This is a genomic window from Pelomonas candidula, assembly GCF_043555985.1.
GTDB classification, from domain to species: domain Bacteria; phylum Pseudomonadota; class Gammaproteobacteria; order Burkholderiales; family Burkholderiaceae_C; genus Pelomonas; species Pelomonas candidula.
Window position 1 is genome coordinate 1 of the sequence record NZ_JBIGIC010000004.1, and the last position, 11043, is coordinate 11043.

The 11043-nt window shown below is 67.9% G+C and carries 10 protein-coding genes; 8 read left to right on the top strand and 2 right to left on the bottom strand.

Features of this window, described 5'->3' with window-relative positions; all coding sequences use genetic code 11:
* Nucleotides 1-261 precede the first annotated feature (261 nt).
* On the bottom strand, nucleotides 262-1779 hold the full coding sequence (gene lysS, locus ACG04R_RS08820) for a lysine--tRNA ligase (RefSeq protein WP_394408315.1): 1518 nt from the start codon (nucleotides 1777-1779) through the stop codon (nucleotides 262-264).
* Between the two features lie 44 nt (nucleotides 1780-1823).
* Here lysS and ACG04R_RS08825 point away from each other — a divergent pair, with 44 nt between their 5' ends.
* Genes ACG04R_RS08825 through ACG04R_RS08860 form a run of 8 tightly spaced genes read left to right on the top strand, consistent with a single transcriptional unit; the run spans nucleotide 1824 to nucleotide 10257 of the window.
* Nucleotides 1824-3029 (top strand): lipopolysaccharide biosynthesis protein, encoded by a 1206-nt coding sequence (locus ACG04R_RS08825; RefSeq protein ID WP_394408318.1) that lies wholly within the window; start codon nucleotides 1824-1826, stop codon nucleotides 3027-3029.
* Nucleotides 3029-3595 (top strand): acyltransferase, encoded by a 567-nt coding sequence (locus tag ACG04R_RS08830; protein ID WP_394408321.1) that lies wholly within the window; start codon nucleotides 3029-3031, stop codon nucleotides 3593-3595. Before ACG04R_RS08825 ends, ACG04R_RS08830 begins: the two co-directional genes overlap by 1 nt.
* Complete coding sequence (locus tag ACG04R_RS08835) at nucleotides 3592-4668, top strand: glycosyltransferase (protein ID WP_394408324.1); 1077 nt, start codon at nucleotides 3592-3594, stop codon at nucleotides 4666-4668. Before ACG04R_RS08830 ends, ACG04R_RS08835 begins: the two co-directional genes overlap by 4 nt.
* Entirely contained in the window at nucleotides 4665-5927 is a 1263-nt protein-coding gene (locus ACG04R_RS08840) for a glycosyltransferase family 4 protein (RefSeq protein ID WP_394408327.1), read from the top strand. Before ACG04R_RS08835 ends, ACG04R_RS08840 begins: the two co-directional genes overlap by 4 nt.
* Nucleotides 5924-6592: a methyltransferase domain-containing protein gene (locus ACG04R_RS08845; protein ID WP_394408330.1), complete on the top strand. Its 669-nt coding sequence runs from the start codon at nucleotides 5924-5926 to the stop codon at nucleotides 6590-6592. The genes ACG04R_RS08840 and ACG04R_RS08845 overlap by 4 nt, the downstream gene beginning before the upstream one ends.
* A gap of 19 nt (nucleotides 6593-6611) precedes the next feature.
* Nucleotides 6612-7772, top strand: a complete 1161-nt coding sequence (locus ACG04R_RS08850) for a DegT/DnrJ/EryC1/StrS family aminotransferase (RefSeq protein ID WP_394408332.1) — start codon at nucleotides 6612-6614, stop codon at nucleotides 7770-7772.
* On the top strand, nucleotides 7769-8356 hold the full coding sequence (locus tag ACG04R_RS08855; protein ID WP_394408335.1) for a sugar transferase: 588 nt from the start codon (nucleotides 7769-7771) through the stop codon (nucleotides 8354-8356). Before ACG04R_RS08850 ends, ACG04R_RS08855 begins: the two co-directional genes overlap by 4 nt.
* A gap of 20 nt (nucleotides 8357-8376) precedes the next feature.
* Nucleotides 8377-10257 carry a polysaccharide biosynthesis protein gene (locus ACG04R_RS08860; RefSeq protein WP_394408339.1) on the top strand — a complete coding sequence of 627 codons (1881 nt, stop codon included), beginning with the start codon at nucleotides 8377-8379 and terminating at the stop codon, nucleotides 10255-10257.
* On the opposite strand, the gene ACG04R_RS08865 is transcribed toward ACG04R_RS08860, so the two are convergent.
* Nucleotides 10258-10977 carry a WecB/TagA/CpsF family glycosyltransferase gene (locus ACG04R_RS08865; protein WP_394408342.1) on the bottom strand — a complete coding sequence of 240 codons (720 nt, stop codon included), beginning with the start codon at nucleotides 10975-10977 and terminating at the stop codon, nucleotides 10258-10260.
* Nucleotides 10978-11043: the final 66 nt, after the last annotated feature.

The window sequence follows — 11043 nt, forward strand, 5'->3', positions numbered from 1 at the left end:
GCATCCTTCATCCTTGGCCAAACCAGCGCTTCGACGCCACCCACCCAAGGCAGGAGCCCGGTGCGGGAATTCTGCACGCCGGGATCTGCGCGGGGGGCGCCCGGTAACGGGTGGCCCTATCGCAATTTTGCAGTATCGGCCCAGTGCCGGCGGACAGCAAAACGCCCATGCCGGCGCAAGGCCTGCATGGGCGTGAAGGGCGCATCGTGGCGCCGTGGACGTGTGCCGCGCCTCAGGCCTCGCGGCGCAAGGCCGGAGCGATCACGCCTCCCGGCGCAGCGCCGGGAACAGGATGATGTCGCGGATCGACGGCGAGTCGGTCAGCAGCATCATCAGCCGGTCGATGCCGATGCCGCAGCCGCCGGTCGGGGGCATGCCGTACTCCAGCGCACGGATGAAATCGGCATCGAAGAACATCGCCTCGTCGTCGCCGGCTTCCTTGTTGGCCACCTGGGCGTGGAAGCGGGCGGCCTGATCCTCGGCGTCATTCAGCTCAGAGAAGCCATTGGCGTACTCGCGGCCGGTGATGAACAGCTCGAAGCGCTCGGTGATCTTGGGGTTGGCGTCCGATGCGCGGGCCAGCGGCGAGACCTCGACGGGGTAGTCGATGATGAAGGTGGGCTCCCACAGCTTCTCTTCGACGACGGCCTCGAACAGGCCGAACTGCAGCTCGGCCAGGCTCCAGCGTGCTGGCGCCTCCTCGCCGGCGGCGACGATCTTCGCCCGCAGCACCTCGGGGTTGTCGGCCTCGGCCTCGGTCAGGCCGGCGAACTGGATCAGCGAATCACGCACCGACACGCGGGCGAAGGGCTTGTCCAGCGCGACGGGCTTGCCCGCATAGGTCAGCGCGGCGCTGCCGGTGGCGGCAATGGCGGCGTGGCGCAGCACGGCCTCCGTGAAGTCCATCTGGTCGTGATGCGTCCAGTAGGCCGCATAGAACTCCATCATCGTGAACTCGGGGTTGTGCCGGACCGAGATGCCTTCGTTGCGGAAGTTGCGGTTGATCTCGAACACGCGCTCGAAGCCGCCCACCACCAGGCGCTTCAGGTACAGCTCCGGCGCGATGCGCAGGTACATCTGCTGGTCCAGCGCGTTGTGGTGCGTGATGAACGGCTTGGCGTTCGCGCCCCCCGGGATGGGGTGCAGCATGGGCGTTTCGACTTCCAGGAAGCCGTGGTCCACCATGAAACTGCGGATGGCCGACACGGCCTTGGAGCGCGCCGTGAAGCGCTTGCGGGCGTCCTCGTCGGTGATGAGGTCGACGTAGCGCTGGCGGTACTTCTGCTCCTGGTCGGTCATGCCGTGGAACTTGTCCGGCAGCGGGCGCAGGCTCTTGGTCAGCAGGCGCAGCGTGGTGACGGCCACCGACAACTCGCCGGTCTTGGTCTTCATCAGCGTGCCCTCGGCGCCGAGGATGTCGCCCAGGTCCCACTTCTTGAACGCCTCGTAGACCTCCGCGCCGACGTTGTCGATGGTGACGCGCAGCTGGATGCGGCCGGTGGCGTCCTGCAGCGTGCAAAAGCTCGCCTTGCCCATGACGCGCTTGAGCATCATGCGGCCGGCCACGCTGACCTGGATGGCCTGCGGTTCCAGCGCCTCGTTGTCCAGCGCGCCGTACTGCTCCTGCAGCGGCTGCGCGCGGTGCTGGGGCTTGAAGTCGTTGGGGAAGGGCACCGCCGTGGTGGCCCGCAGCGCGGCCAGTTTTTCGCGGCGCTCGGCGATCAGTTGGTTCTCGTCGGCGGCGGGGGCGGCTGGGGTGGGCGGAGTCGTGTTGTTCATTGCGGACCTTGGGTGAACCGGCGATTTTAGAATCGCCCGCCTCCATGAACCCCCACAGTCTCCAGCGCGCCACTCTCACCCTGCTTGCGGGCAGCGCGCTGGCCCAGGCCGTGCCCCTGCTTCTGGGGCCCTGGATCTCGCGGCTGTACACCCCGGCCGAGTACGGCGAGTTCTCCCTCGTCTGGACCGTCGCCAGCAACCTCGCCGTCGTCGGCTGTGCGCGCTACGAGTTCGCGCTGGCCCTGGAAACCTCAGAAAAAGGCGCGGCGGCACTGCTGGCCCTGTGCCTGCGCCTGCTGATGGCGATGACCGCGCTGGCCATCGTCGTGGGCGCCGCCTGGATGGCCGGGGCGGATCTCCCCCTGGCTGCCACGCTGCCGTTCGCCGTGCTGGCGCTGGCTGCCAGCCAGGCGCTGGCGCAATGGGCGGCGCGGGGAGGGCGCTTCGCCGCGCTGGCGTGGGCGCGTGTCGTGCAGTGGGGCGGCGGCGCCGTGGGCCAGGTGGGCTTGGGGCTGCTGCAGCTCGGGCCCTGGGGGCTGGTGGGCGGTGCGACGCTCGCCACAGCCGCCGCGGCAGCGTTGCAGGCCCGGCCGACGCCGGCCGGCGGCTGGCGCCAGTTGCTCAAACCCCAGCCGCTGCGTGACATCGCCGGCAAGCACAAGGACTTCCCGCTGCTGAACACGCCGCACGCCTTTGCCGGAGCGCTGCAAGACACGCTGGCGATCGGGCTGCTGACGGCCTGGCTGGGCGCGCCCGAAGCCGGCGCCTGGGCCCTGGCGCTGCGCTACCTGAAGGCCCCGGCATCGCTGGTCGGGGGCTCGCTGTCGCAGGCCCTGTACCCGCGCCTGACCCAGACCGCAAACCTCACCGAGGCGCGCGCCCTGGTGCGCCGCAACCTGCTGCTGCTGGCCGCCATCGCGCTGCCGCTGATGCTGGTGCTGCTGGCCTTCGGGCCCTGGCTCTTCGCCACCGTCTTCGGGCCGCAATGGCGCAACGCCGGCGAGCTTGCGCGGTCGCTGGCGCCCTACATCGCGCTGCACTTCATCGCCGCGCCGCTGTCCGTTGTCACGATGGCCTGGGGCGCCCAGGCCTGGGCGCTGAAGCTGGCGCTGGTGGGGCAGGTCATGTTCATCGGCGGTCTCGCGGCCGGCCTCCAGCTCGGTGGCCTGGCCGGCGCCGGCTGGGGCGTGTCCGCGGCGATGCTGCTCTACTTCGGCTACTTTTTCTGGTCACTGTGGACCTGGGACTGATGCGCGTCTTCCTCAATCGCCTGCGTCGCCGCCTGGTGCGGCTGATCGGCTTTCGCATGCTGTTCGGCGAGGCCGGCGCGCCGCATACGCGCATCGCGCCCAGCACCTGCATCGAGGGCGAGGCCGGCCTGCAACTGGCCGACCATGTCTTCATCGGCCAGTTCAACTTCATCGACGCCGGCGCCGGCCTCGTCATCGAGGAAGGCGTGCAGATCACCAACTTCTGTTCCATCTTGACCCACAGCACCCACAACGCTCTGCGCATCAACGGCCGCCGCTTCGCGACCGCCGGCGGCGAGCCGCCCGGCTACGTCAAGGCGCCGGTACGCCTGGGCGCCTACAGCTTCGTCGGCCCGCACAGCCTCATCGAGCCCGGTGCGGTCCTGGGCAAGGGCGCCGTCCTGTGCGCCTTCTCGCAGCTGCGCGGCATTGCGCCCGACTTCGCCATCATGGCCGGCCAGCCGGCCCGCCAGGTAGGCGACACCCGCGAGCGCGACGCGGTGCTGCTGACCCGCCACCCTGAACTGCGCGAGGCCTACGAGGCCTGGGCTGGAGGCCAGCCATGAGCCTCGGTGGTGGCCTCAAGCTCGTGCTGATCGGCGACGGCGAAAGCCCGCATCTGCTGAAGTGGGCGAGGGCGCTCAACCCGCGCGTGCAGCTCTACGCCATCTCGTCGCGCGGCTTCCTGCCCGAGTTCCTGCAACTGCTGCCCGATGCGCGACGCCTCGCGCTGGACACCCAGCCCGAGCACGCCGGTGGCAATGTCGCGCTGATCAAGCAGCTGCCGAAGATCGGCGCCTGGCTGGCCGACACCGACGCCGACTGGCTGCACGCCCACTACCTGACCTCGCACGGCAGCCTGGCCTGGGCCGCCAAGCTCGGCTGGCGGCTGCGCGCACAAATCGCCGGCTCGGCCTGGGGCAGCGACATCCTCGTCACGCCGCAGCGCGGCGGCGCCTGGCGCTGGATGACGAAGAAGGTGCTGCGGAACTGCGCGATCACGACCTCGGACTCCCACTTCATGACCGAGCGCATGCGCGAGCTGGGCGCGGGTGAGGTGATGACCTTCCCCTTCGGTCTGGAGGCCATGCCCAGGCAGAACGCGAAGAAACAGCCCTGGCTGTGCTTCGCCAACCGGGGCCTGGAGCCCATCTACCGGCCGCAGCTCGTCATCGACGCCTTCGCGCGCATCGCCGCGGCGCAACCCGAAGCTCGGCTCGTCGTCGCCAACGACGGCTCGCTGCGAGCCGCGCTGGAAGCCGACGTGACGGCACGAGGCCTGACGGAGAAGATCAGCTTCGTCGGCCGCCTGGACGCGCAGGCGCAGGCCGCGCACTACGCGCGCTCGACCTGGTTCCTGAGCCTGCCCGAGAGCGACTCGGTGTCGGTGTCGGCGCTGGAGGCGATGGCCCACGGCTGCGTGCCGTTGCTGTCCGATCTGCCGGCCAACCGCGAGGTCATCGGTGACTCGGCGCGGGGCCTCATCGTCGGATCGCTGGACGACCTCCCCGCACGCATGGCCGCGCTGGACACAACCCGGTTCGCAGCGGTCAACCGCGACTGGGTCGCCGCCAACGGCCTATTCGAGCCCCACGTGCAGCGCTTCCTGACCCGCCTCAAGGAGCTCACCCCGGCATGAGGATCCTTCTCGTCAACCACTACGCCGGATCGCCCCGCCACGGCATGGAGTTCCGGCCCTACTACCTGGCCCGCGAGTGGGTGAGGGCAGGGCATGAGGTCACCATCGTCGCTGCGTCCTACTCCCATGTGCGCGCCGTGCAGCCGCAGGTGCCGGGTCATCCCGTCGAGGAGATCATCGACGGCATCCGCTACCGCTGGCTGCCCGTGCCGCAGTACGCCGGCAACGGAATGGGACGACTGCGCAACATCCTGTCCTTCTTGCGCCAGCTGCGCGCCGACGCCTGGCGCTTGACACGCGAGATCCGGCCCGATGCCGTCATCGCCTCCAGCACCTACCCGATGGATGTGTGGGTGGCCAGGAAGCTCGCCAAGCTCGCGAAGCCTGAGCGGGCGCCGGGCGCTGTCGGCCCGTCGCGGGCCAAGCTGGTCTACGAAGTCCACGACCTCTGGCCGCTGTCGCTGATCGAGCTGTCCGGCATGTCGCCGCGCCACCCCTTCGCGATGCTGTGCGGCAAGGCCGAAGCCGACGCCTACCGCGATGCCGACGTCGTCGTCTCCATGCTGCCCTGCGTGCACGACCACATGGCTTCCCGGGGCCTGGACCTGCGCAAGCTGCATATCGTGCCCAACGGCTTCGCGCCCGAGGAATGGCAGGGTGAGTCCGCCCCGCTGGGCGAAACGCTCCGGGCGCACCTCGACGCCGAGCGTGCGGCCGGCCGCGTCGTCGTCGGCTACGCCGGCTCCATGGGCCTGCCCAACGCGCTAGACGTGCTGCTGGACGCAGCGGCCAAGCTGAAGGACTCCCCGCTGAGCTTCGTCCTTGTCGGCAGCGGCCACGAGGCCGCACGCCTGGCCGAGCGCGCGACCGCCGAGGGACTCTCGAACGTGCGCTTCTTCGCCCCCATCCCCAAGGCGCAGATCCCGACCCTGTTGAGCCACTTCGACATCGCCTACATCGGCTGGCAGCGCACCCCGATCTACCGCTTCGGCATCGCACCCAACAAGCTCATCGACTACCTGATGGCCGGCCGCGCCGTGCTGCACTCCGTCGAGGCCGGCAACGACCCGGTGGCCGACGCAAACGCCGGCCTGACCGTGCCGCCCGAGGATGCAGAAGCTGTTGCCCAGGGCCTGCTGAAGCTGGCGGCCCTCTCGCCGCAACAACGCTCGGAGATGGGCCAGCGCGGCCGCGCCTTCGCGATGGCGCACCACGCCTTCCCCGTGCTCGCCGAGAAATTCATCAAGGCCCTGTCTTGAACGAACTGGAACGGATCGCGCAGCGCTACGCCCGCCGAGACGCGGGCGACCGCTACAGCCTGCTTCGCCCCGAGGTCTGGCAGATGTGGCAGGAACGCCAGCGCGTGCTGTTGAAGCTGCTGGCAACGCGCCCGGGTCACCCGGCGGACTGGCATGCCACCGAGGTTGGCTGCGGCGCCGGTGGCAACCTGCTCGACCTGCTGCGCCTGGGACTGCAGCCCGCACATCTGACCGGCATCGAACTGCTTCCCGAACGCCTGGCCGCCGCCCGCGCCGCGCTGCCCGAGAGCGTGCGGCTGCTGTCCGGCGACGCGTCGACGGCCGACGTGCCGCCTGCCAGCCAGGACCTGGTGCTGCAATCCACCGTCTTCTCGTCCATCCTCGACGACGCCCTGCAGCAGCGTCTTGCCGAGGCGATGTGGCGCTGGCTCAAGCCCCGTGGCGCGGTGGTCTGGTACGACTTCACCGTCGACAACCCACGCAACCCCGACGTGCGCGGCGTGCCACACCGGCGCGTCCACGAGCTCTTCCCGCAAGGCTGCTTCACTGCCCGCCGCGTCACGCTTGCACCGCCGCTGGCCCGCGCCTTCCCGGCCGCCTACGGACTGCTGAATCTCGTGCCTCTGTTGCGCACACACCGCCTCGTCCTGATCGAGAAGCCGTGATGACCGAAAATCCTGCCGGATGACTGCCCAGCCCTTCCTCCCCTTCGCCCTGCCCGACATTGGTGACGACGAGATCGCCGAAGTCGTCGACACCCTGAAATCCGGCTGGATCACCACCGGCCCCAAGGCCAAGCGCTTCGAACAGGCCTTTGCCGAGTTCCTCGGCGAGCCGCAGATCGAGTGCATCGCCGTCAACTCGGCGACCGCCGGCCTGCACCTGGCCCTCGAAGCCATCGGCCTCGGCCCCGGTGACGAAGTCATCACGACGACCCACACCTTCACGGCCACCGCCGAAGTCGTGCGCTACCTCGGAGCCGACGTGAAGCTGGTCGACATCGACCCCAAGACGCTGAACATCGACATCGCCGCCATCGAAGCCGCCATCACGCCCAAGACCAAGGCCATCATGCCGGTGCACTACGCCGGCCTGGCCGTGGACATGATCGCTGTCCTGGACATCGCCCGCCGCCACGGCCTGCGCGTCATCGACGACGCCGCCCACGCACTGCCGACGACGCTGGAAAAAGAGCTGATCGGCACCCTCGGCACCGACGCCACCGTCTTCAGCTTCTACGCCAACAAGACGATGACGACAGGCGAGGGCGGCATGCTGGTCACGCGCAATCCGGAGCTCGCCAAGCGCGCCCGCGTCATGCGCCTGCACGGCATGAGCCGTGACGCCTTCGACCGCTTCACGGCCAAGGTCCCGAGCTGGTACTACGAGATCGTCGCGCCCGGCTTCAAGTACAACCTGACCGACATCGCCGCGGCCCTCGGCCTGCACCAGCTCAAGCGCCTGCCGGCCTTCCAGCAGCGCCGCGAACAGATCGCGAACCGCTTCAACGAGGCCTTCGCCGACCTGCCGCTGATCCTGCCGCCCCAGGCGCCCGAAAGCGACACCCACGCCTGGCACCTCTACGTCGTGCGCCTGGCCGACGACGCCCACATCACACGAGACGCATTCATCGAGGGCATGTTCGCCGCCGGCATCGGCTGCAGCGTGCACTACGTGCCGCTGCACCTGCACCCCTACTGGCGCGACCGCTACGCCCTGACGCCGGAGCAGTTCCCGCAGTCGCAGAAGGCCTTCGAGCGCATGGTCAGCCTGCCGCTCTACACGGCCATGACGGATGCGGACGTGGAGCGCGTCATCGCCGCCGTTCGCGGCCTGCTGGCTTGATCAAGCGTCTCTTCGATGTCCTCTGCTCGGCGCTGGGCCTGCTGCTGCTGGCGCCGGCGCTGCTGCTGATCGCCCTCTGGATCAAGCTGGATTCGAAGGGCCCGGCGTTGTTCCGCCAGACCCGTGTCGGGCGCTACGGCGTGCCATTCACGATCCACAAGTTCCGCACCATGCGTGTCGAGCCCGGAGCGGCCATCACCGTCGGTGTCGATCCGCGCATCACGCGGGCCGGACGAGTCCTGAGAGCCAGCAAGCTTGACGAACTCCCGCAACTCTGGGACGTGCTTCGAGGAGCGATGAGCCTGGTCGGCCCGAGGCCCGAGTTGCCGCGCTACGTGGAGCTCTACCCGCAAGACCTGCGTGAGCGCGTTCTCTCCGTGCGCCCCGGCGTCACCGATCCGGCGTCACTGGCCTTCAGCCACGAAGCCGAACTGCTCGCAGCAGCAAGCGACCCCGAGCGCGAATACCGCGAAGTCATCCTGCCCGCCAAGCTGCGCCTATCGGCTGACTACGCCGCCAAGGCGAGCCTCGTCACCGATCTGAGGCTCATCCTCCGCACCCTCGGCCGGGTCCTGCGCGGCTGAGCCCTGACAATCACGCCCCTATGGATTGGCAACGTCTCGATGTGCTGCTGACCCGCGTGCGCCCGCACCGGGAGCGGCTCGCCCTGCTGCTCGACCTCGTCGTGGTCGCGCTCGCCTGGCAGTTCACCTACCTCTTTCGGCTCGGCTTCGAGCGTTGGTTCTCGGCACGCCCCGACTACGACGGCTATGTGCTGATCGGCGTGCTCGTGCTCTATGCGCTGGCGCTGCTACTACTTCGCGTGCCCAAGGGTATGTGGCGCTTCTCCGGCTTCGGAGAGGTCAAACGTCTTGCATTGGCGTGCGCCAGCGCCGGCCTCGTCGCTGCGACGCTCGTGCTGATGGCCCACCTGCATGGCGTGCCGCGAGCGGTATTGGCCCTGCATCCGGTCTTCGCGCTGATGCTGCTCGCCATGATGCGCATGGGTTACCGCATGCTCTACGAGCACATGCGAAGCAAGATCAGCGGCAGTGCGCAGGAACAGCGCCGGGCCCTCGTGATGGGAGCAGGCGACGCCGGCCGCCTGCTCGTCGCCGGCCTGCAGCACACGCAAGGCTGGGTCATCGTCGGCTTCCTGGACGACGCGCCCGAAAAGCTGGGCGCCCGCGTCGCCGCCGTGCCGGTGCTGGGGCGGCTGGAGCAGGCGGCCGAGTTCTCTGCGATGCATGGCATCACCCACCTGATCGTCGCCATGCCCGGCGCCAGCATGCCGCAGCGCCGCCGCGCGCTGGACATCGCCGGCAAAGTTGGCCTTCCCGTGCTGACCGTGCCCAGCAGTGAGGAACTGCTGTCCGGGCGCTCGGTCAACCAGGTCCGAGATATCGAGCCCGAAGACCTGCTGGGCCGCGAGCCCGTGGAGCTGGACGAAGGCGGCATCAGTGAATGCCTGAACGGCAAGGTCGTGCTGATCACCGGCGCGGGCGGCTCGATCGGCTCCGAGCTCTGCCGCCAGGTGGCTCGCTACGGCCCGTCCAAGATCGTGCTGTACGAACTCAGTGAGTTCAACCTTTACACGATTGAGCAAGAGCTCAGCGAAAAGTTCCCCCACATCCCTCTCGTACGCCTGATCGGTGACGTGAAGGACCTGGAGCATCTCAGACACGTCTTAGGTAAATACAAGCCCCAGATCGTCTTCCACGCCGCGGCGTACAAGCATGTGCCGCTGATGGAAGAGGAGAACGCCTGGGCCGCGCTGCGCAACAACACGTTAGGCACCTACAACGCCTGCCTGGCCGCGGCCGAGCATGGCGCCGAGCGCTTCGTGCTGATCAGCACGGACAAGGCGGTCAACCCAACGAACGTGATGGGCGCGACCAAGCGCGCGGCGGAGCTGGTGATCAGCTATATGGCCGGCCAGGGCCACGCGACCAAGTTCATAGCGGTGCGCTTCGGCAACGTGCTGGGCTCCAGCGGCAGCGTGATCCCGAAGTTCAAGGAGCAGATCGCCAAGGGCGGGCCGGTGACGGTGACCCATCCCGAGATCACGCGCTACTTCATGACGATTCCGGAAGCTGCGAGGCTGGTAGTGCAGGCAGGCGCGATGGGCGACACCGGGAAGGTTTTTATTCTGGACATGGGCGAGTCAGTACGCATTGCCGATTTGGCGCGAACGATGATTCGTATGGCAGGCTATCGCTCCGAGGCGATCCCGCTGGTGTTCACCGGACTGCGGCCTGGAGAGAAGCTTTATGAGGAGCTGCTAGCCGATGCCGATGCTACGTTGGCCACGCCTATTTCGAAACTCCGTATGGCCCGATTGAATGACAGTCAGGCGGCTTCGGGCATACGCGTCGGCGATTGGCTGGCCAGTTGGCACGACACGCGCGCGATGAACCAATCCGAGGTCATGCGACTGTTGCGCGAGGTCGTACCGGAGTACGAGGCGCGACTGCCGCGTGAGTGATCAGTCAAAGTAGTAGCGAAACAATCTGAACGACAGCAACAGGCGTTTGAGGCGGAACATAGACGGCTGCGCCAACAGACGCCAAACGCCCTCGAGGCCGATGTTCTGCACAAACAAAGGTGCGCGCTTGATCCGGCCAGCCATGAAATCGACCGTACCGCCCGCGCCGCAGGCGAAGCTGACGCCGTTCGCGGAAAAGAACTCCAATTGATCCTCGATCAGGAATTCCTGCTTGGGTGAGCCTAGGCACACCGCTACCGCCATGGGCTGCAGTGCCTTCACCCTGTCGCGCAGCGCGTCGATGTAGCCTTGGGACATTGGATAGGGCTCGAACGGCGGTTCCCAGCTGTGCGCGCCGTTGCCACCGAAGCGCTCGTTGAGTCGCCGTGCTGCCTCCGGTGCGACACCGGGGCCGCCCCCAAGGATCAGTAAGGTGCGCCCTGCAACATGGCATTGCTCGGCATAGCGGTAGATCAAGTCGGAGCCGCTGATCTTGTCGCAGGGCTCCCCGGGATGACGAAGTCGGGCGATCAGCCACGGCCAGAAACCGTCGAAGGTGCTGTAGTGCGTGTCGATGATGCGCCGCAGGCGCTCGTCGCCTTCGCGGGCGCGAACAATGAAATCTGCATTTACCGTGACGATGAACTTGCAATGGCCGGCCACGGGAGTCTCCACGGCGGCGCGGCATGCGCCGCGGAAGGTCAAACCCAGAACGTTCATGTCAGGTCTTGAAGAGAAGTGAACGGTATCGTCGTCATTGCAGCTCATCGGTCCAGGCCACACTCG

Excerpts from the sequence above, each read along its gene's own strand:
- ACG04R_RS08835 (WP_394408324.1), top strand. The coding sequence starts at position 3,592 with ATGAGCCTCGGTGGTGGCCTCAAGCTCGTGCTGATCGGCGACGGCGAA.
- ACG04R_RS08825 (WP_394408318.1), top strand. The coding sequence starts at position 1,824 with ATGAACCCCCACAGTCTCCAGCGCGCCACTCTCACCCTGCTTGCGGGC.
- ACG04R_RS08830 (WP_394408321.1), top strand. The coding sequence starts at position 3,029 with ATGCGCGTCTTCCTCAATCGCCTGCGTCGCCGCCTGGTGCGGCTGATC.
- ACG04R_RS08865 (WP_394408342.1), bottom strand. The coding sequence starts at position 10,977 with ATGAACGTTCTGGGTTTGACCTTCCGCGGCGCATGCCGCGCCGCCGTG.
- ACG04R_RS08860 (WP_394408339.1), top strand. The coding sequence starts at position 8,377 with ATGGATTGGCAACGTCTCGATGTGCTGCTGACCCGCGTGCGCCCGCAC.
- ACG04R_RS08850 (WP_394408332.1), top strand. The coding sequence starts at position 6,612 with ATGACTGCCCAGCCCTTCCTCCCCTTCGCCCTGCCCGACATTGGTGAC.
- lysS (WP_394408315.1), bottom strand. The coding sequence starts at position 1,779 with ATGAACAACACGACTCCGCCCACCCCAGCCGCCCCCGCCGCCGACGAG.
- ACG04R_RS08840 (WP_394408327.1), top strand. The coding sequence starts at position 4,665 with ATGAGGATCCTTCTCGTCAACCACTACGCCGGATCGCCCCGCCACGGC.